Origin of the sequence: Microbispora triticiradicis (assembly GCF_005864065.1) — a bacterium.
In the GTDB taxonomy this organism is placed as follows: domain Bacteria; phylum Actinomycetota; class Actinomycetes; order Streptosporangiales; family Streptosporangiaceae; genus Microbispora; species Microbispora triticiradicis.
In genome coordinates this window covers 603,611-629,525 of the sequence record NZ_VANP01000004.1, presented here as the reverse complement: position 1 = coordinate 629,525, position 25,915 = coordinate 603,611, and the positions used below count along the sequence as shown (strand labels likewise).

At 71.0% G+C, this 25,915-nt stretch carries 22 protein-coding genes; 12 read left to right on the top strand and 10 right to left on the bottom strand.

Annotation, left to right across the window (positions count from 1 at the left end; all coding sequences use genetic code 11):
- The 3 genes from FED44_RS14245 to FED44_RS14235 all read left to right on the top strand — a co-directional run.
- A partial coding sequence (locus tag FED44_RS14245; RefSeq protein WP_208758969.1) for a beta-xylosidase family glycoside hydrolase occupies nucleotides 1-237 on the top strand: 237 nt, incomplete at its 5' end.
- A 26-nt stretch (nucleotides 238-263) separates the two neighbouring features.
- Nucleotides 264-1,859: a lectin gene (locus tag FED44_RS14240; RefSeq protein WP_138460909.1), complete on the top strand. Its 1,596-nt coding sequence runs from the start codon at nucleotides 264-266 to the stop codon at nucleotides 1,857-1,859.
- 64 nt (nucleotides 1,860-1,923) lie between these two features.
- A complete protein-coding gene (locus tag FED44_RS14235) occupies nucleotides 1,924-2,748 on the top strand; it encodes an SAM-dependent methyltransferase (RefSeq protein WP_111702003.1) in 825 nt (274 codons plus the stop codon).
- 82 nt (nucleotides 2,749-2,830) lie between these two features.
- Here the strand turns inward: FED44_RS14235 and FED44_RS14230 are convergent, their stop codons facing one another.
- The 3 genes from FED44_RS14230 to FED44_RS14220 all read right to left on the bottom strand — a co-directional run bounded on the left by FED44_RS14230 (nucleotide 2,831) and on the right by FED44_RS14220 (nucleotide 6,697).
- Complete coding sequence (locus FED44_RS14230) at nucleotides 2,831-3,514, bottom strand: hypothetical protein (RefSeq protein WP_138460908.1); 684 nt, start codon at nucleotides 3,512-3,514, stop codon at nucleotides 2,831-2,833.
- Nucleotides 3,515-3,646: 132 nt separating this feature from the next.
- Nucleotides 3,647-4,915, bottom strand: a complete 1,269-nt coding sequence (locus tag FED44_RS14225; RefSeq protein WP_111700779.1) for a chymotrypsin family serine protease — start codon at nucleotides 4,913-4,915, stop codon at nucleotides 3,647-3,649.
- A gap of 441 nt (nucleotides 4,916-5,356) precedes the next feature.
- Nucleotides 5,357-6,697 (bottom strand): M1 family metallopeptidase, encoded by a 1,341-nt coding sequence (locus tag FED44_RS14220; RefSeq protein WP_138460907.1) that lies wholly within the window; start codon nucleotides 6,695-6,697, stop codon nucleotides 5,357-5,359.
- Between the two features lie 629 nt (nucleotides 6,698-7,326).
- On the opposite strand from FED44_RS14220, the gene FED44_RS14215 reads away from it, so the two are divergent.
- The gene (locus FED44_RS14215) at nucleotides 7,327-9,435 is read left to right on the top strand and encodes a S8 family peptidase (protein ID WP_138460906.1); all 2,109 of its coding nucleotides are present in this window, start codon (nucleotides 7,327-7,329) and stop codon (nucleotides 9,433-9,435) included.
- Between the two features lie 94 nt (nucleotides 9,436-9,529).
- Here the strand turns inward: FED44_RS14215 and FED44_RS14210 are convergent, their stop codons facing one another.
- A complete protein-coding gene (locus FED44_RS14210) occupies nucleotides 9,530-10,324 on the bottom strand; it encodes an SDR family oxidoreductase (protein WP_244301911.1) in 795 nt (264 codons plus the stop codon).
- Between the two features lie 100 nt (nucleotides 10,325-10,424).
- Between FED44_RS14210 and FED44_RS14205 the strand changes: the two genes are divergently transcribed.
- Nucleotides 10,425-11,036 (top strand): TetR/AcrR family transcriptional regulator, encoded by a 612-nt coding sequence (locus FED44_RS14205; protein ID WP_138460904.1) that lies wholly within the window; start codon nucleotides 10,425-10,427, stop codon nucleotides 11,034-11,036.
- A 69-nt stretch (nucleotides 11,037-11,105) separates the two neighbouring features.
- Here FED44_RS14205 and FED44_RS14200 read toward each other — a convergent pair whose 3' ends face one another.
- Together FED44_RS14200 and FED44_RS14195 are read right to left on the bottom strand one after the other, a co-directional pair.
- Nucleotides 11,106-11,573, bottom strand: coding sequence for a cupin domain-containing protein (locus FED44_RS14200; protein WP_138460903.1), 468 nt, complete (start codon nucleotides 11,571-11,573; stop codon nucleotides 11,106-11,108).
- Between the two features lie 112 nt (nucleotides 11,574-11,685).
- Entirely contained in the window at nucleotides 11,686-12,894 is a 1,209-nt protein-coding gene (locus FED44_RS14195) for a cytochrome P450 (RefSeq protein ID WP_111700773.1), read from the bottom strand.
- 184 nt (nucleotides 12,895-13,078) lie between these two features.
- Between FED44_RS14195 and FED44_RS14190 the strand changes: the two genes are divergently transcribed.
- The 3 genes from FED44_RS14190 to FED44_RS14180 are packed head-to-tail and all read left to right on the top strand — an operon-like array spanning nucleotide 13,079 to nucleotide 15,405.
- Complete coding sequence (locus tag FED44_RS14190; RefSeq protein WP_167521465.1) at nucleotides 13,079-13,855, top strand: helix-turn-helix domain-containing protein; 777 nt, start codon at nucleotides 13,079-13,081, stop codon at nucleotides 13,853-13,855.
- Nucleotides 13,856-13,865: 10 nt separating this feature from the next.
- Entirely contained in the window at nucleotides 13,866-14,702 is an 837-nt protein-coding gene (locus FED44_RS14185) for a class I SAM-dependent methyltransferase (protein WP_138460901.1), read from the top strand.
- Between the two features lie 49 nt (nucleotides 14,703-14,751).
- Nucleotides 14,752-15,405, top strand: a complete 654-nt coding sequence (locus FED44_RS14180) for a TetR/AcrR family transcriptional regulator (protein ID WP_138460900.1) — start codon at nucleotides 14,752-14,754, stop codon at nucleotides 15,403-15,405.
- 60 nt (nucleotides 15,406-15,465) lie between these two features.
- Here the strand turns inward: FED44_RS14180 and FED44_RS14175 are convergent, their stop codons facing one another.
- Nucleotides 15,466-16,557 (bottom strand): 3-keto-disaccharide hydrolase, encoded by a 1,092-nt coding sequence (locus FED44_RS14175; protein WP_208758968.1) that lies wholly within the window; start codon nucleotides 16,555-16,557, stop codon nucleotides 15,466-15,468.
- Nucleotides 16,558-16,915: 358 nt separating this feature from the next.
- Here FED44_RS14175 and FED44_RS37300 point away from each other — a divergent pair, with 358 nt between their 5' ends.
- Nucleotides 16,916-19,294, top strand: coding sequence for an extracellular catalytic domain type 1 short-chain-length polyhydroxyalkanoate depolymerase (locus tag FED44_RS37300; protein WP_138460899.1), 2,379 nt, complete (start codon nucleotides 16,916-16,918; stop codon nucleotides 19,292-19,294).
- A 98-nt stretch (nucleotides 19,295-19,392) separates the two neighbouring features.
- Here the strand turns inward: FED44_RS37300 and FED44_RS14165 are convergent, their stop codons facing one another.
- From FED44_RS14165 to FED44_RS14155, 3 genes are all read right to left on the bottom strand, one after another.
- The gene (locus tag FED44_RS14165) at nucleotides 19,393-20,061 is read right to left on the bottom strand and encodes a hypothetical protein (RefSeq protein WP_138460898.1); all 669 of its coding nucleotides are present in this window, start codon (nucleotides 20,059-20,061) and stop codon (nucleotides 19,393-19,395) included.
- 1 nt (nucleotide 20,062) lies between these two features.
- The gene (locus FED44_RS14160; RefSeq protein WP_208758967.1) at nucleotides 20,063-22,180 is read right to left on the bottom strand and encodes a glycoside hydrolase family 44 protein; all 2,118 of its coding nucleotides are present in this window, start codon (nucleotides 22,178-22,180) and stop codon (nucleotides 20,063-20,065) included.
- Nucleotides 22,181-22,389: 209 nt separating this feature from the next.
- Nucleotides 22,390-22,641, bottom strand: a complete 252-nt coding sequence (locus tag FED44_RS14155; protein ID WP_138460897.1) for a LuxR C-terminal-related transcriptional regulator — start codon at nucleotides 22,639-22,641, stop codon at nucleotides 22,390-22,392.
- A gap of 273 nt (nucleotides 22,642-22,914) precedes the next feature.
- Between FED44_RS14155 and FED44_RS14150 the strand changes: the two genes are divergently transcribed.
- From FED44_RS14150 to FED44_RS14140, 3 genes are all read left to right on the top strand, one after another.
- On the top strand, nucleotides 22,915-23,856 hold the full coding sequence (locus FED44_RS14150; protein WP_111700766.1) for an ABC transporter ATP-binding protein: 942 nt from the start codon (nucleotides 22,915-22,917) through the stop codon (nucleotides 23,854-23,856).
- Between the two features lie 2 nt (nucleotides 23,857-23,858).
- Complete coding sequence (locus FED44_RS14145) at nucleotides 23,859-24,671, top strand: ABC transporter permease (RefSeq protein WP_111700765.1); 813 nt, start codon at nucleotides 23,859-23,861, stop codon at nucleotides 24,669-24,671.
- Between the two features lie 76 nt (nucleotides 24,672-24,747).
- Entirely contained in the window at nucleotides 24,748-25,911 is a 1,164-nt protein-coding gene (locus FED44_RS14140) for a YcaO-like family protein (RefSeq protein ID WP_138460896.1), read from the top strand.
- Nucleotides 25,912-25,915 lie beyond the last annotated feature (4 nt).

Sequence of the window (25,915 nt, the reverse complement as noted above, 5' to 3'; positions counted from 1 at the left end):
GTGTCCGGCGGGCGGATCTGGCTGCGCGTCAACGCCGACATCCGGCCCGGCAGCGGCCGCCAGGCCAAGTTCTCCTACAGCACCGACGGGGTGAACTTCACCTCCTTCGGCCCCGCCTTCACGATGGGCAACGCCTGGCAGTTCTTCATGGGCTACCGCTTCGGCATCTTCAACTACGCCACCCAGTCCCTGGGCGGCTCGGTCACCGTCAACAGGTTCGACCTCACCACCCCCTGACGAACACGATGCTGAGGAGCAGTCAGATGGGCAGGATTCTCCGCTGGGCGACGGCGGCGGCACTCGCCGCCGGATCCCTGGTCGCGGTCGGCAGTGCGACAACCCCGGCCGCGGCCCTGGACAACGGGCTCGCCCGTACGCCCCAGATGGGCTGGAACGACTGGAACAGCTTCGGCTGCAACGTCAACGACAGCCTGATCCGGCAGACCGCGGACATCATGGTGTCGAGCGGCATGGCGGCGGCGGGCTACCAGTACGTGAACATCGACGACTGCTGGTCCACCAAGAGCCGCAACTCCAGCGGCGACCTGGTGCCGGACCCGCAGAAGTTCCCCAACGGCATCAAGGCCGTGGCCGACTACGTCCACTCCAAGGGCCTGAAGCTCGGTATCTACTCGTCGGCGGGTCTCACGACCTGTGCGGGCTACCCGGCGAGCCTCGGCAACGAGCGGCGCGACGCGGCCCTGTGGGCGTCCTGGGGCGTCGACTACCTCAAGTACGACAACTGCGGCGACCACCAGGGCAAGAACGGGCAGCAGCGGTACCAGGCGATGCGCGACGCGCTGGCCGCGACCGGACGCCCGATTCTGTTCAGCCTGTGCAACTGGGGCCAGGAGAGCGTCTGGACCTGGGGCATGCAGACCGGCAACTCCTGGCGCAACACCGGCGACATCCAGGCGAACTGGAACTCGGTCATGGGCATCCTGGACCAGCAGGTCGGGCTTGAGGCGTACTCGGGGCCGGGCGGCTGGAACGACCCCGACATGCTGGAGGTCGGCAACGGCTCGATCACCGGCACCGAGGGCCGGGCGCACTTCAGCCTGTGGGCGCTGCTGAACGCCCCGCTCATCGCGGGCAACGACCTCCGCACGATGAGCGCCGACACCCGGACGATCCTCACCAACACCGAGGTCATCGCCGTGAACCAGGACTGGGGCGGCCGGCAGGGCAGCAAGATCAGCGACAACGGGAACCTGGAGGTCTGGCGCAAGCCGATGTCGAACGGATCCGTCGCGGTCGTGCTGCTCAACCGGGGCACCTCGACGGCGACGGTGTCCACCACCACCTCCGCCCTGGGTCTCGGCGCCGCGTCCTCCTACTCGGTCCGTGACCTGTGGGCGCACAGCACCGGCTCCTCGACGGGCACGATCAGCGCGTCCGTGCCCGCGCACGGGGCGGCCATGTACGTCGTGACCGGAGGGGGCCTCGTCACGCCCTCGGCCACGCCGAGCTCCCCGGGCACGAACGGTGCGATCAAGGGGGTGGGTTCCGGCAGGTGCCTGGACGTCGCCTCGCAGACCAACGGCACGCAGGCGCAGATCTGGGACTGCAACGGCCAGACGAACCAGCGGTGGTCCCAGACCAGCTCCGGCGAGCTGCGCGTGTACGGCAACAAGTGCCTGGATGTGAACAACCGGGGCACGGCGGATGGCACTAATGTGATCATCTGGGATTGCAACGGCCAGAACAACCAGCAGTGGCGCTTCAACGCGGACGGCACCATCACCGCCGTCGGCGCGAACAAGTGCCTTGACGTGCCCAACAACGCCACCGCGAACGGCACCAAGCTGGCAATCTGGTCGTGCAACGGCGGCGCGAACCAACGGTGGACCCGCGCCTAACCTCTACACGGTGACCTTTCTCGCCGGGGGGACCACCCCCGGCGAGGGACGGCAAGGAGCACGTATGTCCCACTCGACGGCCCACGAGTCCGCTGCCTCGCGGATAAACACGAGCATCCCCCATCCGGCGCGGGTGTACGACTATCTGCTGGGCGGCAAGGACAACTTCGCGGCCGACCGTGAGGCCGCCGAGCAGCTCCTGAAGACGTCGCCGGGCACGCGGGAGGGCGTCCAGGCCCACCGGGCCTTTCTGCGCCGGGCGGTGGGCTACCTCGCGGCGGAGGCGGGGATCACGCAGTTCCTCGACATCGGGACCGGCATCCCCACCCAGGGCAACACCCACGAGGTCGCGCAGGAGGCCAACCCTCAGGCCAAGGTGGCCTACGTCGACAACGACCCGATCGTCCTGGTCCATGGCCGCGCACTCCTGCGGGGCAACTCGGCCGGGGCGACGACGGTGATCGAGGCCGACATGCGGGAGCCGGAGACGATCCTGTCCCACCCGGAGGTCCGGGAGGTGATCGACTTCACCCGCCCGGTCGGCGTCATCCTGGCCGGGGTCCTGCACTTCATCCGCGACGACGAGGGGCCGTACGCGCTGGTCGAGCGGTTCAAGGAGGCGGTCCCCTCAGGCAGCCACCTGCTGCTGTCGCACATCACGCTCGACTTCGCCCCCAAGGTGGACCGGGAGGAGTTCACCAAGCCGTACGACAAAGGCACCGCCCCCATGGTGCCCCGTACGCTCGCCGAGGTGCTGCCGTTCTTCGACGGCTGGCGGGTGATCGACCCGGGCCTGGTCGAAGTGGTGCGGTGGCGGCCGGACGACGGCTACGAGTACATCCCAGGCGGGCACGCCTGGGCCTACGGCGGCGTCGCGGTGAAGCCCTGACGGCGCCCTGACGGCAGGCATCCTCCCACCGGCGCAGGCCGGACCGGCCCGTGTGGTCCCGTGAGGCGGGACCGCACGGGCCTCAGCGTGCCGGGATGAGCGTGGGCCCCGCCTCGACGACCTTCAGCGGTGCGGATCCGTACCGCCGCCGCAGCGCGGCGGAGGCCCGGGCCACGCCGGTGACGCCGACCTCCACCGCGGTGCCGTCGGAACGGACGGCCACGGAGGTGACGGACACCCCGCGTCGGCGCCAGTAGCCGATGTCGCCGCGCACCCGGGCGGCCAGCGCGTCCAGTTCGCGGGCCGCGTGCGGGGCGTCGCGCATCTGAACCGGCGCCCCCGGAAACCGTCTGCGCAGCGCCGCGTCCAGGGTGGCCGACGGGCGCCGGTAGACGATCAGGCGGTGCCCCGAGAGGACGACCCCGGCGTAGTGCCGGGGGAAGTCTCGCCGGAGGATCGCGTCGATCCGGTCCGCGGTCCGGGCGAGCTTCACCTGGTCGACCGGTGCGCCGCCCGACGTGTCGCCCACCGCGCGGCCCGTCGTGTCCGACGCGCCGCTCGCCCCGCCCGGGGCCGCGGGGCCGCCTCCGCCGGAGGCCGGCGACGCGCAGGCCGCCGTGGTGAGCAGGCATCCCGCGGCCAGCGCCCCGAGCAGCGCCGCTCCGGCCCTGCCGGCGATCTTCGCCCGGCGTCGCGGGGGCGCGGTGGCGCCCCGGCCCGTCCCGGCCCCTCCGGTGACCGGATCGTCTTGCTTGTGCCGGTTCATGGGCCGCCCTTCCTGTCAGTGTGAGCCACCATGGCCCGCACCCTCCTCGCTGAGGGTACGGGCCGTGGTGGTGGCGGGGGCGGAACCGCGGTCGCGCCGCGGTCCCGCCCGATGCCGGGCCGGTCGGCCGGCTCAGCCGAGTGTGATCGCGATGCCGGGGAACGCGGAGGTCGCGTTGCTCCACGGCGAGTAGTACATCCGCCAGGCGCAGGTCCGGCCGCTGGTCACGTAGCCGGTGCAGGTGACGGCAGTGCTGGTGTCGATGGCGGTGTTGACGCCCGCCGCGTACACCTGGCTGGTGTTGGCGGAGTTGACGACCTCCACCGAGCCGCCGCTGTCACCCTGGCCGACGGCGTTGGTGTGGGCCGACTGCTCGGCGCGGACGGTGCCCGTGATCAGGTAGCCGACGTTGATGGTCACGCCCGTCTGCTGGACCTGGATGCTGCAGTTGGTGCCGGAGTAGGCGCCGGAGGTGCACAGCCACATGCCGACGTAGCTGCTGGTGGTGCCGATCACCGGGTTGTTGTACTCGGTGGACACGTTGCCGACGGGGTTGTTGAAGACGCGGCCCGCGGCGCTGGTGTTGATCAGCAGGACGTCCAGGCCGTTGTTGTCCTGGGTGACGCTGCCGATCACCTCACCGGTGGGGTCGGTGGCCGTGTTGCCCGCCGCGGCGCAGTGACCCGCCGACAGGATCTTGCTCGACCCGCCGTAGGTCACCGCGAAGCCGGTGCTGCAGCCCCCGCCGGGGGACTGCCACGCGCCGCCGCCGTACCAGGGCGGGGAGTCGTTCCAGCGGGTGGCCAGCTGCGGGCGGACGCCCGCCTCCACGGTGATCGGCACGGTCTCGCCCGACGCCGCCGAGCGGGCCCTGCCGGCGTCGACGCCGGTGACGGTGAGGCCGGAGCCGTCCACGCGGGGTGCGATGGACGTGATCGCGCTGCCGGCCCTCTTGGTGATCCGGGCCATCGCGGCGGTGAGCTCCGCCGCGGAGTGCCGGGCGGGCAGGACGCTCACCGCGACGTCGCCGCGCAGCTGGCCGACGAGCCCGTCGATCGCCTGGGAGGTGCGGCCCTTCCAGTACAGGCGCAGCTCGTGGTTCTCGGGGGCGGCCACGATGCCGGCGTAGCCGCCGCCGTTCCGCTCCTGCGCGACGGCGGCGGTGATGCGGTCCGCGGCGCGGACCAGCCGCTCCTGGGTCGCGAGGAGGTCCTTCCAGGACGCGAAGCCGCCGGGCACCGCGCCGGCGGGCTCGATGGCCTGTGTCGTGGTGTCCTTGCCCGGGTCCTGTGCGGCGGCCGGGTGAGCACCGGCGACGGCCACGAGGACGAGGCCGGCGCCGAGCGCGGTCGCGAGGCGGGCGAAGCGTCCTGTGGTCCTGGTGGTGGGGGAGAGTTTCACGAAGGATTTCCTCCTTGCCGATTCGATCGGGGCGAATCCGGTATTTCACGAATCGAGGGTCCGATCAATGGCTTGACGTAGAGGTCTACCGGCGGTATTGCGCGAAGTCAGACAGCCGTATACGGGGATTGCGGTCGAGAATTATGCGAGTCCCGCCAGTGCCCTGTGCTGCGGCGATGACGCTGCCTGCGGGGACTTCCGCGCTACCCGAATATCTCGTATCGGAATGTCTTCGGCGGAGCGGAATTGGTGAACCGAAAGCGGGGATGAAGGGAGCCCTGAACAACAATCCGGGCCGTCCGCGTGGGGAAAAGGGCGCGCGAGAATACGGCGCGGGCCGGGGGCGCGGGCCACCGCCGCGGCGGTGCGACGGCCCTCCGGGCGCACGCCGAGATCGCGATCCGGCCGGGCGGCCCGGCCGGATCGCGATTCGTCTCGCCGTCAGCCGTCGATGCGGTGCGTGGTCCAGAACGACGACAGGTCGGCCGAAGTCGCGGCCTGGGCCGCGGCCTTGAAGTCCGCCGTGGTCGAGATCCCGTACCAGTGGGCGGCGGCGTAGTTTCTCAGGAGGTTCTCCATGGCCGTCGTGCCGATCGCGCGCCGCAGGTCGTGCAGCGCGCACTTGCCGTAGCCGTAGACGACCGTCGAGTACCGGCTCGGGTGGGCGTCCCAGTAGGCCATCGAGTTGGTGATCTTCTCCGCGGACGACTGCCAGGAGACGCTGTTCCAGCAGTTGGTGCCGGAGAGGCCGTTGTAGAGGTCGGTGGCGTAGTCGGCGAACGACTCGTCCAGCCACGGGCTGGTGTACTCGTCGTCGCCGACGATGCCGTACCACCACTGGTGGGCCAGTTCGTGGGCGAGAGCCGTGGAGCTGATCACGTCGAGCACGAAGCCGGGATACTCCATGCCGCCGAACCAGAAGTTGTTGTCCAGCACCACGTCCACCTCGGCGTACGGAAACGCGCCGAACCGCCCGGCATGGGCGACCAGGGCGTTCTTCGCCGTGGTCATCATCGAGCTCGCGCTGCTCGAACTGATCGAGCTCACCCGGTAGACGTTCACCGTGACGCCGGTGGTCGTGGTGCCCGTGGTCTTCGTGAACGGCCCGGCACCCCAGGCGAACTCACGGACGTTCTTCGCCGTGGCCCTGGTGACTGTGCGGCCGGAGGCGCCCGGCGTGTCGACGGAGGTGCCGGTCGCGGGCACGAGCAGCGACGTCGGGTGGTCGAGCGTGACGTCGTAGTCGCTGATGAGCGCGTAGAAGGACTCTCCGTTGTTCGTGTAGGGGTCGAGGTGCCATCCGCTCGCGTCCCGGACCGCCAGGACCGGCAGCGCGTTCCCGACGAAGTTGTACGACCCGTCGCGGCCGAAGCGGTCGGCGCCGCTGGGCACCACGATGCTGAGATCGAACCCGACCGAGGCGCTCTGGTTCTGGGCGAGGGCGGAGGGCAGCGTGATCTTCATCGCGGTGCAGCCGGCCGAGAGGGCGGACGGCGTGCCCCCGGTCACGTTGGTCACCGTGATCGGGGTGGACGGGCACGCCCCGTGGGCGTTGTCCCACAACCGGAGGTAGACCTCCGTCAGGGGGTCGGCGGACGCGTTCGTGAAGGTGACGCTTTCGTGCCCCGTCCAGGTCGTGCCCGTGGTGTTGCTGCTCAGGGTGACGGTGTACGAGGGCTTCGACGGCGTCCGGATGCCGTCCGCGGCGTGGGCCGCCGGCGGGACACCCAGGACGAGGAGCGACGCCGCGGCCGCGGCGGAGATCAGGACTCGTCGCAGCATGAGGACGGTCTCCCTTCAGGTACCCGGCCCCCGAATCTGCCGACGTAATCTAACTTTTTGTCAACAACCGGTCAATGGACCTCCATGCCGGTCGCCCACCCCCGCCGCGTCCGGGCACGACGCAGGCGGCACCGCCGAGTCGTATTCTGGGCGGTTCGTACGGCCGTTTTCGGTCGTCCTTTCCGCCCACGTGAAACGGCGTCGTCTTGTCGATGTCATATCGGGAACGCCCCGCGCCGTCATTGCCGGTGACCGGACCTGAAATGGCCAAAATTTCAACGAACAAAAACTCTGGTTACACGGCTTTCACGCAATGTTCGGCCGTTCGAAACTCGGATCCGGTGCCGGGCGGTTAGGGACGCGGGGCGGGTGGGCGGTCCGTACACCAGGGCCGGTGGAGAAGACAACGTCGCCGGGCGTGATCGAAACCACAGACGCGCGGCTCCCTGCCGATCTCGTCGTACGGCCGGGCCCGCCACCACTGAAACCGATTTCACCGACGCGCGACACGCCGACTTTTTGATCACTGAGTCAGCTCAAAAACACGAATTTCGCACAATTCCCAATAACCCCGGAAAAGCCTAGCCTGATGCCGCATTGATCAACTCGCAGCAACCGGGAGACAACCCTTGCGAAGTTCATCCATGGCCGTCGCCCTCACGACGGCCGCCCTCCTCGGCCTGCCCGCCGTGTCCGCCGCGGCGCAGACCGTCCCGCCGGCCCTCTCCGGTGCGGTCCCCTCCGGCTCTTCCGCGGCGACGGGAGCCGCCGCGGCGTCCCCGGACGGCGACCACACCGTCACCCTCGTCACCGGCGACACCGTGCGGGCCCGCCTGGAAGGCCACGACCTGCGCGTCCTGTCGGCCGAGCCGGGGGAGGGGCGTACGGGGATCACGTTCGACGTCACCGACCGCGGTGACCAGGTGTCGGTGGTCCCGTCGGACGCGGCCGCCCTCATCAAGGCCGGCCGCCTCGACCCCGAGCTCTTCGAGGTCGGCACCCTGATCGCGGACGGCTACGACGACGAGCGCAGCCAGTCCATCCCGGTCATGACCACCTACGGCAAGAGCACGACCACCGAGAACGCCGACCGGGCCCGTGCCGCGTTCGGCGGGGCGGCCAAGAGCCGGCGCGTCTTCCCCCGGCTGGGCATCAGCGCGCTCGCCATCGGGAAGAAGACCGCGCCCGACGCCTGGCGCGGCCTCACCGGCGGCTCCGCCAAGCCCACCGGCCTGCAGGGCGGCGTCACCAAGCTGTGGCTGGACGGCAGGGTGACGGCCGGGCTCGACCAGAGCGTCCCGCACATCGGCGCGCCGACCGCGTGGGCGAGCGGGTACGACGGCACCGGCGTCAAGGTCGCGGTGCTGGACAGCGGGTACGACACCGACCATCCCGACCTGGTCAACCAGGTCGTCGCCTCCGCCGACTTCACCGGCAACGCGAACGGGGTCGAGGACGGCCAGTCGCACGGCACACACACCGCCTCGACCGTAGCCGGGACCGGCGCCGCCTCCGGGGGCCTGTACAAGGGGGTCGCCCCCGGCGCCGACCTGGTCATCGGCAAGGTCCTCAACGACGAGAACTGGGGCTACGACTCCTGGATCATCGACGGGATGAACTGGGCGGTCGGCCAGCAGGGCGTCAAGATCGTCAGCATGAGCATCCAGAGCGGCCCGGGCTACCCCGACCACCCGATCGCGACGGCGATCAACAGCCTGACCTCTGAGTACAACGCGCTGTTCGTGGTCTGCTCGGGCAACTACGGCTCCGGCACGTCCACCATCAGCTCCATCGGCGTCGCCGACAAGGCGCTGACCGTGGGCGCGGTCGACCTGACCGACACCGTGGCGGGCTTCTCCAGCCGCGGTCCGGTGGGCGACCAGGGCCTGAAGCCGGACATGACCGGCCCCGGCGTGGACATCACCGCGGCCGTGCCCGGCGGCGGCTACGGCACGATGAGCGGGTGCTCGATGGCGACGCCGCACGTCGCCGGCACGGCCGCGCTCGTCAAGCAGCGTCACCCCGCCTGGGGCGCGCAGCGGCTGAAGGACGCCCTGATGGGCACCGCCGTGGCCGCCGCCGGCTCCACCCCGTACACGTACGGCACCGGCCGGGTCAACGCGGCCCGGGCGGTCAGCCAGTCGCTCACCGCCAACCCACCGAGCGCCGCGCTGTCGGTCACCTCGGCCCAGCCCACCGCCACGCAGACCGTGACCTACACCAACGACACGACCTCCGCGGTGACGCTGAACCTGGCCGTGTCCGCGACCGACGCGGCCGGGACGACGGCCGCCCCGTCGGGCCTGTTCACCCTGAGCGCGAGCACCGTGACGGTGCCCGCGAACGGCACCGCGCAGGTCACCGTCACCCTGCACCAGGTGAGCTCGGCGATCAGCCTCTTCGGGGGCGTCCTGACCGCCACGTCCTCGGGCGGCGCGTCGGTGCGCACCGCGCTGGGCGGCCGCGTCCAGGCGACCTCCACCTACAACACCACGGTCCGCGTCCACTACAACCCCGGCGCGGGCAACACCATCACCCTCCGCGGTGACTCGCCGCTGAGCTGGACCAGCGGGCAGAACTGCGTGAACACCGCGGCCGGCCTGTGGGAGTGCGGGTTCAACCTCGCCACCGGACAGGCGTTCCTGTACAAGCCGCTGATCAACGACACCGTCTGGGCCACCGGCTCCAACTACTACGGTGTCGGCGGCGGGACCTACGACATCTACCCCAGCTTCTAGTCACCTGCTGACGGGACCCCCGGCCGGACGCCTTCCGGCCGGGGGTTCTCCGTTTCCGGGCGTACGAAGCCGCGGTCGTGGCCCCCGGGCCGGGTCAGGTGAGGGACTCGCCGCCGTCGACGGTGACGACCTGGCCGGTGACGTAGTTGTTGGCCATGAGGAAGAGGGCCGCGGCGGCGGCCTCCTCGGCCGTGCCGATGCGACCCAGGGGAGCGGTCGACCCGGCGGCGGCGATCGCGGCGTCGGAGTCCAGCCCCGGTCGCGAGCGCATCAGCGGGGTGTCGATGCGGCCGAAGCGGACGGTGTTCACGCGGATCCGTGCGGGGGCGAGCTCCACGGCGAGGACTTTGGTGAGGGTCTCCACGGCGCCGGCGACCGACAGCGGGGCGGTCAGCCCGGGGGCGGGGCGGAGCACGAGGATCCCGGAGCTGAACGTGAGCGAGCCACCCGGCGGAAGCCGGTCCGCCGCCGCGCGGGCGACGGCGAAGGCCGGCCAGAGGCGGGATTCGAGAGTCGTACGGATGTCGTCGGCCGACAGGCCGGTCAGCGGGCCGGCGCCGCTGAGACCGCCCGCGGTGACGAGCGCGTGGTCGGCGTGCCCCGCCTTGTCGAAGGCCTCGGCGAGGGTCCGCTCGTCCCCGGCGTCGCCGGGGACGGCCAGCACGGCGTCGTCGGGATCCTCGGCCGGGCCCGCGCTCCGTACCCGGGAGACGGCGGCCTTCAGGCGGTCGGGGTCGCGGCCGACCAGCACGACGCGGGCGCCGACCGAACGCAGCAGGACGCCCGCCGCCAGGCCGATGCCCGAGCTGCCCCCGATGAGGACGGCGGTCCTGCCGGAGAGGGCGCCCGGCAGCGGCGGACGAACGGGGATGGGAGTCGCGGTGGTCACTGGAGAGCCTCCGATAAAATAAACCATCTGGTTGTTTTAGTTCCGAGCCCGATCCTGCCGTCTGTGCGGAGGGGAGTCAACCGGATGGTTTAATCCGTCCATGGCCTACGACGCGGAGCACACCAGGCGACGGATCTTCGAAGCCGCCGCCGCCGAGTTCGCCGAGCACGGACTGGCGGGGGCCAGAGTCGACCGGATCGCGACGACCGCCAAGGCCAACAAGCAGGCCATCTACCTGTACTACGGCGGCAAGGAGAAGCTGTTCGCGGCCGTCCTGCGGGCGAAGCTGGAGGAGGTCCGCGTCTCCGTCTCCATAGATCCCGACGCGGTGGCCGAGTCGGTGGGGCAGATCTTCGACTGGTACCGGGAGCACCCGGAGCTGATCAGGCTGCTGCTCTGGGAGGCGCTGGAGATGTGCGGCGAAGTCGCCGAGAGCGAGCGGGAGCGCCGTGACGGCTTCCGCGAGAAGGTGCGCCACCTCGCGGGCGAGGGCGTCGCCCCCCATCTTCCCGAGCGTGCGCGCGTCCGCGCCGCCCAGGACCTGCTGTTCACTCTCATGGGACTGATCGCCTGGAACTTCGCGGTGCCTCGGATGTGCCGCCTCGTCCTGGACGAGGAGACCGACCAGGCGGCCCTGGCCCGGCGCCGTGCGACGGTGATCGAAGTCGCTCGTGCGCTCGCCGCCGCCCCGGACGTCTTCGGAGCGATCTGACCCCGCGGCCGATTCCGTGGAGCGGGCCCGGCCGCGGGACTGCCGGCTTTCCGCGGCCGGCGGCATCGGTCAGGCCGTGGTCCGGACCGGGCCGGTCCACTTCAGTTCCGGCAGGTTGACCACGATGGCCTCCTGGGTGCTCCGGGCGATGACGACGACGGCCTCCAGGCCGGGGTCCGGGTTCTCCTCCCGGTGGGGCACGAACGGAGGCACGAAGATGTAGTCTCCCGGCCTGGTGTCGATCCGCACCTCCCGCGGCTCCTCCGCGTCGACGTCGAGGAACACGAACGACGGGGTGCCGCTGACCACGTAGATGGCGGTCTCGGAGTCGCCGTGGTGGTGGTTCGCCGAGACGGTTCCCGGGGCCACATGCGTCTGGCCCATCCACAGGCGGTTCGAACCGACGGTGGCGCCGCTGATGGCGGCGCGCCGGGTCATCCCGCCCGTCTGCGCGGTCTCGGATGTCAGACCGGCCGGCGCCACGTGGTGCAGCCTGCGGTGGAACGGGTCCTCGGGAAGGACGATGCTGCTGCTCACGTGGCGCTCCTCCGGTGACGACGGGGCTTCACCTATCAAACCAGTAGGACGTGCCGGAATCTTCCGGATGAGCGGTAAACAGTCCGGCGACGCCGGCGCGCCACTGCGGGGATCACGCGTCCCAGGTCACGGGCAGGCTCTTGACCCCGAAGATGTCGGCGGTCTCGGGGCGCAGGCCGACCTCCTCGGCCGGTACGGCCAGGCGGAGCGTGGGGAAGCGGTCGAGCAGCGCGGGGAATGCGACCCGCATCTCGACGCGGGCAAGCTGCTGACCCAGGCACTGGTGGATGCCGTGGCCGAAGGCCAGGTGCCCTCCGTTCTCCCTGCGGAGGTCGAGCACGTGGGGGTCGGCGAAGCGCTCGGGGTCGCGGTTGGCGGTGTTGTAGGACAGGATGACCGTCGTGCCGGCCTCGATGGTCCGGCCGCCCAGCTCGACGTCCTCCAGCGCCGTCCTCATGAACGTCTTGGCGACGCTCAGATACCGCAGCAGCTCCTCCACGGCCCGGTCGGTGAGCGCGGGATCGGCGCGCCAGGCGGCCGGCTGCGCCGGGTGGCTCAGCAGCGCGAAGGCGCCCAGCGCCAGCATGTTCGCGGTGGTGTCGAATCCGGCCGACAGCAGGATCAGGGCCATCCCCCTCAGCTCCTCGTCGGTCAGGTCGCTGTCGGTGAGGTCGCTGAGCACGTCGTCGGTGGGGTTCGCGCGCTTGGCGGCCACCAGCTCCGCGAGATACCGCTGGGTCGCGGTGTAGGCCGCGATCAGCTCCTCGTCGCCGGCCTCTCCGCCGAGGAACTTGTCGATCTGGTCCTGGAAGCGGCCCCGGTCCTCGTACGGCACGCCCAGCAGCTCACAGATCACGATGGAGGGGATGGGCCTGGCGAACGCGGTCACCAGGTCGGCCGGCGGCCCGGCCTTCTCCATGGCGTCCAGGTGGTCGGCGGTGATCCGCTCGACGCGCTCGGTGAGCTGTCGCATCCGCCGGACGGTGAACCTGCCCACCAGCGGTCTGCGATAGCGCCCGTGCTGCGGCTCGTCCATCAGCAGGAACTCACCGGGCGGCGCCGGCGGCACCTCGATGTCCCCATAGTCGACCAGCGGGTGGTGACGCATGAGCTCCCTGCGCGAGCTGAACCGCGGGTCGGCGAGAACCGACCGGACCAGGTCGTATCCGGTGATCAGCCAGCCCTGGTGTCCGTCGGGGAAGGGGAATCGGCTGATGGGGCCGTGCTCGCGGGCCTGGATGAGCTCCTTCGGCGGGTCGAAGGGGCAGCCGGGCTGACGGGCCGTCGGCAGCGTCGTGACGGTGTGGAGGGAATCACCCATCGCCGTTCCTCTTCTCGCGATAGTACGTGTTTGATACATAGCGAAAGCTACGTTGCGTTCAGATGAGATGTCAATGTCATAGATGGCCTTTGCCCAGCTAGACGGCGATAAATTGATGCAATGGCATTGGAGGTGAATGCAACGGCGCGTTGCAATGAATGGAGGCGAAGGCAATACTGGCGGCATGCCAGGAGGACGACTGACCCAGCGGGAGCGTCAGCGCATCGCGGCCGGGCTCGCCGACGGGCTCTCCTACGCGGAGATCGCCAGGCGGCTCGGCCGGCCGACCTCGACGATCAGCCGGGAGGTCGGGCGCAACGGCGGCCCCGGCGGCTACCGGCCCCAGCAGGCGCACCAGGCGACGGCCCGGCGGGCGCGGCGCGGCGCCCCGGCGCCCTCGCACACGGCGGGACCACCGGGCGGCGCGATGGAAGAGGAGATCATCGAGATGGCGGTGCGGACGGGCCTCCCGAGGATGATCGCGCGCGTGCACCTCGACCTGTTGCTGTCCGAGGACGGCAGGCGTACCGCGGCCGAGCTGACCCGCAGGCTGAAGGTCAGCCCGGCCTCCGTCTCCATGTCCGTGAACTACCTGGTCCAGCACGGGTACGCCCGGCGTGAGCGCGATCCGCGGCGGCGTCGCGACGTCTACGTGGTCGACAACGAGGCGTGGTACCACTCGATCGTGACCGGCACGCGGCAGACGCTCGAGGCGGCCCGGGTCGCGGTCGCCGCGGCGGAGACCGTCGGGCTCGACGGGCCCGTGGGGCAGCGGCTGGCCAGGGGAGGGGCGTTCCTGGAGCGGGTCAGCCTGGACATGATCGAGTCGGCCGACCGCTGGCGCGCCCTCCTGACCTGCGACGGGCGGAAGAGCTCACCGGACTCCCCGCCCGGAAAGCCGTTGACGGAGGAGAACGGCCACGAGCATTATGAACATAAGTTCATGAACGACTGTTCATAATCTTGGAGGCATGGTGATCGTCAACAGCGAGCAGGCGGCGGCGTGGAACGGCTACGAGGGCGAGCACTGGGCCTCCCACCGCGACCGCTACGACGCGGTGAACAGCGGCTTCAACGACGCGCTCCTCGGCGCGGCGGTGATCGGCGAGCACGACCACGTGCTCGATCTTGGCTGCGGCAACGGTCAGGTGACCCGGCTCGCCGCGCGGCGGGCGGGTTCGGGAGGGGCCACCGGCGTCGACCTCTCCGAGCCGATGCTGCGCACCGCCCGGCTGGCCGCGCTGCGCGAGGGCGTCGGCAACGTGACCTTCGAGCGCGGCGACGTGCAGGTCCACCCCTTCCCGGACGCGGCGTTCGACGTGGCGGTGAGCCGCTTCGGGGTGATGTTCTTCGCCGATCCCGTCGCCGCCTTCGCCAACGTCCGCCGTGCCCTCCGTCCCGGGGGACGGCTGGCGTTCCTGTCCCTGCGGCAGGCCGGGAGCGGCGACCTGGAGGAGGTCTTCGCCGCCGTGGCCGAGCACGTTCCGGCGCTCCGGCCGGCGGAGACGGGCAGCGGCCCCGCCTCGCTGGGCGACCCGGACCGGGTCCGGGACGTCCTCGCCGCCGCGGGTTTCCGGGACGCCGGGTGCGCGCCCGTGACGGCTCCGCAGATCTGGGGCAGGGACGCGGCCGACGCGGCGGAGTTTCTCGGCGGCTGGGGGCCCGTGCGGCACCACCTCCGCGCGGTGGACGACGCCTCGGCGGCCCGCGCGCTCGACGCGCTGGAGACGGCGCTGCGGCGCTTCGAGGAGCCCGGCGGGCCGCTGCGGCTCACCGGCTCCGCGTGGCTCGTGACGGCCGTCCGGTGAGACGTACGACCTGGGCGGGCCCGAGGGCGCCGCACTAACATGCGGGGTGATGTCACCGAGGAAAGCGGCCGCGCTGCGAGACGGCGGGCGGAGCCTGCGTGAGCACCTGATCGCCACCGCCGAGCGGCTGATGGCCGAGCGCGGGGCGGCGGGGCTGACCGTGCGCGCCATCGCCCGGGAGGCCGGAGTCGCCGACGGTGTGCTCTACAACCACTTCGCCGACAAGGAGGAACTGCTGGCGTGCGCGCTGCGCGCCCGCGTGCGGGCCGTCGAGAGCGGCCTGGGCGACCTTCCCGAACCGGGCGCCGGCACCGTCGAGGCCGGCCTGCGCGCCTTCGTCGCGTACGGCATGGCCCTGCACGCGGGCATCCTGCCGGTGTTCGCCGGGCTGGCCGGGCAGCCGGCCGTACTGGCCAGGTTCGCAGGCGGGCCCGTCCCCGGCCTGGACTGGCGCGACCGCCTGCTTGCCTACCTGAAGGCCGAACGGGACCTCGGCCGCCTGGCCCCGGACGCGCGGGTCGAGGCGGCGGCGCGGATGATCGTCGGGGTCTGCCACGAGCCGGTGATGTCCGCCCTGGCCTCCGTGCCGCCGCCGGATCCGCCCGCCCCGGCACCCGCCCCAGCACCGGGCGCCGCCGGACCGGACGACGCGGGCTTGGACGATCTGGTCGCGGCCGTGCTGCACGGCCTCGGGAGGCGGTGAGCCGCGCCCGTCCCGGCCGTCCGGCCCGCGGCGTTCTCCTCGGGCGCCGCCCTGCTCCGCCTACCGGCTTAGGTCGCGTACGCGGATGTCGCGGAACGCGATGACCGACTCACCGTCGTGGTTCTGCAGCCCGATGTGGCCCCGGGCGAACTGGCGGCCGCTCGTCCCAGGGTCCGCCGGGCGCCCGGGGAACGGGAGGCCGGGGGCGTTGTCGAACTCGTTCACGACCTCGCCGTTGCGGATCACCGTGTAGTGCTGCCCGACGACGCGGATCTCCAGGTCGTTCCAGACGTTCTTGGCGGTCGGCCGGGCCCGGGCGAGGCCGAGGTCGGCGAACCCGTAGACGGACCCGGTCTTGCTGGGGTCGCCGGCGCCGCCCTCGGGGGTGTCGTTGATCTGGATCTCGTGGCCGCAGTTGACCGCGACCCAGGCGGGGTCGCCGGTCCCGCACTCGGGGTCGGCGGCGGGGTCCACACCGGGGAACCGTACGAAAACACCGCCGTTCGACCTCGCGTTCGCGTCCCCGGCCCGCTCGTCCCGGAACCGGAGGCGCAGCGAGAAGTCGCCGAACCGCTCCGGCCTGTACCAGAGCAGGCCGAGCCCGCCGCCGGTGGGCGTGCCCAGGGTCACCACGGTCCCGTCGTCGCGCAGCGCGAAGCCCCGGTCGCCGACATAGCCCCAGTCGCCGAACGACGCCCGCGTGCCGTCGAAGATCCACCGGTACGGCCTGGGCCCGTCCGGCCGGCCGATGCCGGACCGGGCGGCGGCCCGCGTGAGCGCCGTGCTCTCCCGCCCGCCGATCACCCCTGAGCGGCCGAGCCGCCGGGCGACCTCGCCCACGTGGGAGACGAACGCGCCGTGGTCCGGCCACGCGCGCTCGTCGTCGACGAGGTCGTTCACGGTGCAGCCGCCCCCGGCGGGCCGGTTCGCCACGCCGGTGTCGGCGTCCAGGAACCTGACCGTGGGCCGGGAGTCGGGCACCGCGCACGACACCGCCCGGGCGGCGGTCGCCGGAGGCGTGATCCCGCTGCTCGCGGCGGCCGCGACGGCGAGCAGGGCTCCGGCGAGCGTCGATCTTCCCGTACGAGAGACGCCCGCGCCGGCCGTGGCCCTCGTCGCCGTCGGCTCGGTGGATCGCCAGGGCAGCCGCACGCGTGGTCCCTTTCACAAGGACGCGGCGCCGAACGCGTCATGGCCGAAACACCGCCCCGGCCCTGTCGGCGTGCCGGCACCCGTCGAGCCCGGAGCACACACATTGTCACGGGCGCGCGACAGCGCGGTCAACAGCGGGCGTGGCCGAGCCTCCCGGCGCCCTCCCGCATGCGCGTGACGCGCAGTTGGAACTTTTCGGTAGTCAGATGAAAGTTTCCAATGTCCGACGCCTCCTAAGTGGCCTGGCCGACTCATGAGCTTTGGCTCTTTCGATTGGCCTCCCTGCGAACCGGTCGCCGGTTGTGGCACCAGAAACTTTTAGGCAGTCTTCTGAAAAATTAAAGGAAGGAAACCTCACGTGAGACGACGCATCGTGGCCGTGCTGACGGCCGTGCTGATGCCTGTGGTCGCGATGGCCGCGTTACTGGTCGCCCAGCCGGCCGCCGCGGCCTCGCTGACCCGGGTGACCGGCTTCGGGAACAATCCGAGCAACCTCAACATGTACATCTACGTGCCGGACCGGGTGGCCTCCCGGCCGGCGCTGCTGGTCGCCGTCCACTACTGCACGGGAACCGCGTCCGCGCTGTACAGCGGCTACTTCCGGGACTACGTCACCGCGGCCGACCAGTACGGATACATCATCGTGTTCCCCGAGGCCACCCGGAGCGGGCAGTGCTTCGACGTGTACTCGCCCCAGGCGCTCAGGCGGGGCGGCGGCAGCGACCCGGTGGGCATCATGTCGATGGTCGACTACGCCCGGTCGCGCTACAACGTGGACCCCGGCCGGATCTACGTCAGCGGCGTCTCCTCCGGCGCGATGATGACGAACGTGCTCGCCGCCGAGTATCCGGACGTGTTCAGGGCGGGCTCGGCGTTCATGGGCGTCCCGGCGGGCTGCTTCGCGACGACCGACGGCTCCACCTGGAACAGCCAGTGCGCCAACGGGCAGGTCAGCAAGACCGCCCAGCAGTGGGGGGACCTGGCCCGCTCGATGTACTCCGGCTACAGCGGCTCCTATCCCCGGATGCAGCTGTGGCACGGCACCACCGACAGCACGCTGAACTACAACAACTTCGGCGAAGAGATCAAGCAGTGGACCAACCTCAACGGCGTCAGCCAGACGCCGGCCGCCACCGACACCCCGTCGTCGGGCTGGACCCGCACCCGGTACGGCGGCAACGGCACGCAGCCGCCCGTCGAGGGCGTCAGCGTCTCCGGCCAGGGCCACTCGCTGCCCCTCAGCGGCCAGATCGCCTACGCCATCAACTTCCTCGGCCTCAACAGCACGACGCCGAGCTCGCCGTCTCCCACCCCGTCGCCCACGCCCCCGAACAGCCCGTCGCCGACCCCGCCGGACAGCCCCTCGCCGAGCCCCTCGCCCAGCCCGTCGGCGGGTCCGCCCGCCTCCACGCTCGGCGCGGCGGCGGCCCGCAGCGGCCGTTACTTCGGCACCGCGATCGCCTCGGGCAAGCTCGGCGACTCGCAGTACACGACCATCGCGAACCGTGAGTTCAACATGGTCACGGCCGAGAACGAGATGAAGATCGACGCGACAGAGCCCAACCGCGGTCAGTTCAACTTCACCAACGCCGACCGGATCTACAACTGGGCCGTGCAGAACGGCAAGCAGGTACGCGGCCACACCCTGGCCTGGCACCAGCAGCAGCCGGGCTGGATGCAGTCGCTGTCGGGCAGCAGCCTGCGCCAGGCGATGATCGACCACATCAACGGGGTCATGTCCCACTACAAGGGCAAGATCTACGCCTGGGACGTCGTCAACGAGGCCTACGACGACAGCAGCGGCGGCCGCCGCGACTCCAACCTGCAGCGGACCGGAAACGACTGGATCGAGGTGGCCTTCCGCACCGCGCGCGCCGCCGACCCGGCCGCCAAGCTCTGCTACAACGACTACAACACCGACAACTGGACCTGGGCCAAGACGCAGGGCGTCTACAACATGGTCAAGGACTTCAAGCAGCGCGGCGTGCCGATCGACTGCGTCGGCTTCCAGTCGCACTTCAACAGCGGCAGCCCCTATCCGGGCAACTACCGGACCACCCTGCAGAACTTCGCCGCGCTCGGGGTGGACGTGCAGATCACCGAGCTGGACATCCAGGGCGCCTCCGCGCAGACCTACGCCAGCGTGGTCAACGACTGCCTGGCGGTGCCGCGCTGCAACGGCATCACCACGTGGGGCGTGCGTGACAGCGACTCGTGGCGCTCGGGTGACACCCCGCTGCTGTTCGACGGCAACGGCAACAAGAAGGCCGCCTACACGTCGGTCCTCAACGCCCTCAACGCCGCCGTTCCTAGCGAATCGCCCAGCCCCACGCCGCCGGTGAGCCCCAGCGCGACGCCTTCCGACAGCCCGAGCCCGTCTCCTTCGGACAGCCCCAGTCCGACGCCGCCGGTCAGCCCGTCGCAGTCGCCCACGGCGGAGCCCGGCGGATGCAGCGCGACGATCCGGACGGTGAACTCCTGGCCCGGCGGATTCCAGTCCGAGGTCACGGTGCGTGCGGGCGGTTCGGCGATCAGGGGCTGGACGGTGAGCTGGAACTGGTCCGGCTCCCCGTCCATCACCCAGCTGTGGAACGGCGTCCGGTCCGGCTCCGGCTCGGCCGTCACCGTCCGCAACGAGTCCTACAACGGCACGGTCGCCTCGGGCGGCACCACCACCTTCGGTTTCACCGGCAGCGGCAGCGCCGAGACGCCCAGCCTGACGTGCGACGCGTCCTGACCGGCGAAACCCGATGACGCGCTCCTGACCAGGAGCGCACGACCGGGGGCGCCCCGTACGTGCGGGACGCACGGGGCGCCCCCGGGACCAGGCCCAGATCAGGGGTGGCCGGGCGGCGGCGGGAGGGACGCGAGGCCGAGGTAACGACCCGCCGCCGCCAGAGCCCGGTGCAGATCGGTGGCGACCTCCCGCTCGACGTCCTCGTCGGGGAGCGGAAGCGGGTGCCCGAAGTCGATCCACGCCTCCGCGGTAAGGCGACCCCGGGAGACCTGTTCCGCGTACGGGCCCGTCGCGAGCGTGCCGAAGACGAGCAACTCGTGCAGGCCGGACGGACGCCACCACTCGGTCCAGGCCGGCGTCTCGTTGAGCGCGGAGACGAGCCGCCCGGCCGCCACGGCGTACGGCGAGCGGGCCGGGAGACTCCCGTTCCGGTGACTCCAGGTAGCCCACAACCAGCCCTTGGAGAGGTCCGGAACCGGCGGGGCGGGCGCCTCCTGCGGCTCCCCGGCCAGCGCCTTCCGGTACGGCTCGACGTGGGCCAGGAAGTCCTCCCAGTCGGAGCGCAGGTCGGCGAGCGGCCCGTCGGGGCGGGTCGCGAGGGCGAAGGCGGTGGCGGCCAGACGGCGCAGGTCCTCGGTGACGTCGAAGGGGTTGCGGTCCAGCCAATGGTGGGCCTGCTCGTCGGGGGCGATCTCCGACATCCGGGCGGCGACCAGACAGGCGACCGCCAGGGCGGCGCGGGATCGCGCCGCCCTCCGCGTCCTCAACTCACGCGCCGCACGCGGCTCCGTTCAGGGTGAACTGCTTGGGCGCGGTGTTGGAGCCGTTCCAGCCGCCGAGGAAGCCGAAGCTCACGCTGCCGCCGTTGGCCGGGATCGTGGCGTTGTAGCTCGCGTTGGTCACCGTCACCTTCGAACCGGTCTGGGTGTACGAGCCGTCCCACAGCTGGTTGACGGTCTGCCCGTTGCCGTACGTCCAGCCGAGCTGCCAGCCCTTCACGGCGGTGGCGCCGCGGTTGACGATCCGCACCTCGGCCTGGAACCCGCCGGGCCACTGGTTCGTGAGGGTGTACGTCACCGAGCAGGAGCCGGGCGGAACCGGGGTCCCGCTGGGCGACGGCGACGGGCTGGGGGAGGGGCTGGGGCTGCGCGAGGGCGACACGCTGGGCGAGGGAGAGGCGCTGGGGGAGGGAGAGGCGCTGGGAGACGGGCTGGGGGACGTCACGGTCCCCGCCGGGACGACGATCGTGCTGATCGAGTTCGCCGGGAACGTGCCGGTGAAGCCGCTCGCGTCCACCTGCACGTCGGCGTCCCTCTTGATGGCCGAGGTGTCGGCCGCGCCGTACCGGTAGACCTGCGCGGTCGCGCCGCCGGTGCGGCCCTTGATCGCGATGTCGCTGGTCAGGGCGTCGCCGGTCTTGTTGACCACCACGAGGGTGAGGGCCTTGTCGGAGGCGCGCTCGGCCGCGTACACCGCCAGCTTGCCCTGGTCGGCGCTGACCGAGCTGACCGCGGTCTCACCGAAGCGGCCGCCCTTGCCGTCGTAGTTCAGGTACATCCGGAAGGCGTACGCGCCGGGCTGGGAGGCGGTCGGCGGGCTCCAGAGGTTGGCCAGGTCGAGTCCCTCGCGGCCGAAGATGCCGAGGATGTCGGCCTGCGCCAGGGCGCCGTTGATGTGGTCGAGGGCACCCCAGTTGTACTCGGTGATCGCGGTCCTGGTGCCCGGATACTCGGCGGCGACCAGCTCCTTCATCCGGGGGATCAGCCGGACCTGGGTGTTGATCCAGCTCTCGTCGGTGTACGACGGGTCCCACAGGGCCCGGGTGGAGCGCAGCCGCAGCGCGTCGGTCGTGGGGTCGCCGCCGCTCCCGAACGCGACACCCGAGGCCTGGGGGTAGAAGTGCTCGTCGAAGTAGTCGAGGACGCGCAGGCCGTGTGTGTCCTCGTACTTCTTCATCTGCCGCAGGTACCAGGTCGTGAAGGGCAGGCCGTCGCGGGCCGCCTTGTCAGGCGGGTTCGACCAGCAGTTGGTCCGGCCGCAGACCTCCTGGTCGAGGCCCGAGTAGTCCCACGAGGACCAGCCCCAGCCGACCGGCCCGAGCGTCTTCGCGCCGGGGTCGGCCGCCTTGATCGCGGCGCCGATGAGGTACGCCTTGTCACGCAGTTCGACCGAGCTCGCGCCCTCGGGGTGGACGTCGCGGTGTGTGCCGTGCCAGATGTCGGGCTCGTTGTCCAGGCTGTAGAGCTTCACCCCGCCGGCGGCCGCCGTGCCGTACTTGCCGGTGAGGTGGGCGATCCAGTCCTTCACGTACGCCGCCCCGGCCTCCACGCTCGTGTCGTGGGGGTCGTTGCCGGTGATCTTCGTGCCGTCCGGCTTCACGCCGTTGCCGCAGTCGGGCCGCCACTGGTCGGTCTGCTGCTGCGGGCCGTACTTGGCGACGGAGAAGCCGCAGGAGGCGTCGCGGCCCTTCGGCACCCAGCCGATCAGCGGCATGGTGAGGATCGTGTCGGTGCCGGTGCGCCGGTCCTGCTCCACGAACCGGTCGACGCTGGAGCCGTCGGGGAGCGCGGAGGGGTTGGTGTTGTCCTCCGCGATGTTCTCGAAGAACCAGTCGGAGGCCCGGTTGCTGGTGTCGTACAGGTAGTTGTAGCGGGTGGTCGCGTTGCCGCCCCAGCGCCGTACGGGCAGGCGCAGTTCCTTGGCCAGCGTCTCGTCGGCGTGGTTCATACCGTAGACGTACGGGCTGATGACGTGCCTTCCGGCGGTCACGTCCACCGTGACCGCCGGGCCGGTGGCGGCGGCGAGGGCGGCCGGAGCCGCTCCGGCCGCGCCGGCGGCCAGGGCCATCGCCACCGTGAGAGCGGCGGGAAGCGTTGTTCTGAGCACGGGTTTCCTTCCGAATCCCTGGAATCTGGCGGCCTGACGGCGTGGGATTACCGGGAGTCGCCATCGCGGCCAGGGCATCACGCTGGCCAAGGGCCGGGCGGGAGACAAGGAGGAAGACCGCCGGGGTGCCGGAAGCGGGCGGTGAGCAGGTACGCCCCTTCGCGCGGGACGGAAAGTTTCAGAGCCGGCCGGGGCCGCGCCGGTCCGGCCTACCCGAGGGCGTCGGAGACGCTGGGCGGCCAGATGCCGACGTGCAGGAGCCGGTGCGCGTAGAAGTAGGCCACGAGCTGGCTGCGGTTGCTGCAGGCGAACTGGACGAGCAGCTTGCTGATCCGCTCGGCCACGGTGTACCGGCTGAGGTGCATCTCGCGGGCGATCTTCGTCGTCGTGTAGCCCCTGGCCAGCATGACGATCAGCCATCGGTCGCGATCATTGATCAGGCCGTCGGAAACAAGGTCCATGCGCTGTCCCGCTTCGGATCGCCGTTCCACTGAGTGACCTGGTGAGGTCCCTCTGCGGCGACCCTAGAAAGGGGCGCTTAACGATCGGTATGGCCTGACCATGGCCGTGGTTATGGCCCTCCGGGCCACGCCGGTAGCCCACGTTTGTGGGGTTGTGTCACCTGCTCGTCCCCGGCTCATACTCGACCAGCGACGCGTTCCGAGCAGGCCGGGGGACGATCGGAGGGCGACTCACATCGCTGAGCAGCGGGAGGGCGAAGTGAAGGGCAGGCTGTGTTGAGAGACGTCGTGACGGCCGTGGGGCTGACCAAACGCTATCGGGGCAGCGAGAGACCGGCCGTGGACGACGTCTCCTTCGAGATCGCCCAGGGGGAGACCATCGGGCTCCTGGGCCCCAACGGCGCCGGCAAGACCACTCTGATCAAGATGATCTGCGGCGTCACCACTCCGACCTCCGGTGAGATCCGGGTCTTCGAGGCCGATCCGGTGCGCCAGCCCGTCCTCGCCAAGAGCGGCATCGGCGCGATGCACCAGACCGGTCCGTTCGACATGATGCTCCCGGCGCTGGACAACCTGCGGATCGCCGCACGGTTCCGCGGGCTGCGGTGGCGCGAGGTACGGCCGTGGGCGTTCGAGGTGGCCGACTTCCTCGGTCTCAGCGGTGCGATGCAGCGTCTGGTGTTCCAGATGTCGGGTGGTCAGCGGCAGCGGCTGCAACTGGTGCGGGCCCTGCTCACGATCCCGCGGCTGCTCATCCTCGACGAACCCTCCGCGGGCCTGGACGTCGCGGGGCGGCGCCAGGTCGAGCGGTTCGTGACCTGGCTGCGCGAGGAGCACGGCGTGACCGTGCTGTGGACCAGCCACCACATCGACGAACTGGAGCGCAACAGCCAGCGCGTCCTGGTGGTCGACCGCGGGCGGGTGGTGCGCTTCGCCAAGCCGCGCGAACTCGTCGAGGAGTTCGGCAGCACCCACCTGCTGGTGACCGTCGAGGACCCGGAGTCGGGCGGCCTGGTGGCCGCCTGGGCGGAGTCGGCCGGGCTCAGGGCCAAGGCCGAGGACAACGAGGTGCGCATCGACGACGCGAAGGCACGCGACCTGCTGCCGGAGCTGTCCCGGTACTGCCAGGAGCACGCCATAGCGATCAACGGGGTGTCGACCGCCGTGGACTCGCTTGAGGAGGTCTTCCTCCGGATGACCGGGAACGAGGGGTGACGATGGCCGCCGGGCTGCACTTCCACACCGCGCCCCCCGCCCCCATGGCGAGGGCGACGGACCTGCTCGCCGTGCTCTACCGGGAGTACGCGCTGCTCGCCCGCAACCGGGTCTACCTGATCCTCGGCCTGACGCCGATGCTGGTCTACCTGCTGCTGGTGAACACCTCGCTGAGCAACCTCGTCAGGGTCGTCGACTACAAGGGCGTCAGCGTCGGGTTCGCGGTCTTCCTGCTCCCCATGACGCTGGCGATGTCGGTCGTGAGCGCGGCGGCCACGTCCGCCATGGCCGTGTTCCAGGAGGAGATGAGCGGGGTGGCGACCCAGTTGTGGTCGTACCCAATGCGCAGGTCGCGCTTCCTGCTCGGCAAGATGATCGCCGGCGTGTCGCTGGTGCTCGGGCAGACCCTGCTGGGCCTCGCCGTGGCGGCGCTCATCTTCGACCTGCCGTTCGGCCCGGAGAACTGGGTGGGGCTGCTGTCGGCGCTCACGCTGTCCGCCCTGGCACTCAACGGGCTGTACCTGGCGGCGGCGATCACGATCACGGACTACCAGGCCTTCATGGTGCTGTCGAACGTGTCGATGCCCGTTCTCGTCTTCAGCGCCCCGTCGATGTACACCACCGAGAGCATGCCCACGGTGCTGCAGTGGATCTCCGTGGTCAACCCGCTGACGTACGCGATCAACGGCATGCGGGACGCCGCGGTCTTCGGTCTCGGCGAGGCCTGGGTGGACCTGCTCGTCCTGGCGGTCATGGCGGTCGTCGGCTACACCGTGGGCGGCCGGGCCCTGATCAACCGCGCGCGCAACATCTGACATTCGGCACCTGACACTCGACATCTGACACGGCCGGCCTGACAGGGCGCCTCACCTCGACACGGGCAAGGGGACGATGCGGACAGAAACCTCCTCCCACTCCTGGCTCCTCTCCGGTTCCGACCAGTCGAAGGTCCGGCTGCCGGGGACGGACCGGGCCCGGGACCCCGCCGCCACACTGGAGATGGCCGGCCGCGCCGCGCGCCGGGCCGGGGTCACCCGGGTCGCGGACATCACCCGGCTCGACACCCTCGGCATCCCGACGTACCAGGCGATCAGGCCCACCGCGCGGACCCTCGCCGTCTCGCAGGGCAAGGGCGTCACGGCGGACCTGGCGAAGCTGTCCGCCATGATGGAGGCCGTCGAACTCTGGCACGCCGAGCAGCCCATGCGGCCGGTCACGACCGCGTCCCCCCGTGACCTCGCCGGGGAACTGGGCTACGACGTCGGCGCCCTCCCGCGGTGCGCGCCGAGCCTGCTGCACGACGGGCTGCCGGTGGACTGGGTCGCTGCCAGATCGCTGGCCGACGGCTCCCCGACGCTCGTCCCGATGGAGCTGGCGCAGTTCACCCTCGTCCGCAGGACGGGCTGGCACCCGCCGGTGTTCTTCTCCTCGACAAACGGCCTGGCCAGCGGGAACACGCTGACGGAGGGCGTGCTGCACGCGTTGTACGAGGTGATTGAGCGGGACGCCGTGACGGCCTTCATGACCGGCGGCGACCGGGGAACCCGGGTCGACCCGCGCTCGCTCGGCTCGCCGGTCGTCGACGACCTGTGCGTGACGATGGAGCGGGCCCGGGTCCGCATGGAGGTCAGGTCGCTGGCCTCGCCGACCGGGCTGCCGTGCTTCCTCGCCCGGATCACCTGCGACGACTATCCCCCGCCGTTCCTCGGCTTCGGCTGCCACCTCAGCTCGGAGATCGCGCTCAGCCGCGCCGTCACCGAGGCCGCGCAGGCCCGGCTGGGCTACATCGCGGGCTCACGCGACGACCTGCACGCGAACGTCCACGACGACCGGGGCGCGCCGCGACAGCCCGAGCCGGCGCCGGAGCCCGGCGCGCCGATCACGCCGCTGCATGCGCACGAGAGCCTGGTCGACGACCTGGACGACGTGGTGAAGCGCGCCACGGTCGCCTTCTCCCACGCGCCTCTCGTCGTCGACCTGACGAGGGAGGACCTCGGCGTGCCGGTCGTCAGGGTGCTGGCGCCCGGGAGCCGTGTGTGCCCGGAGGTCTTCTAGTGAG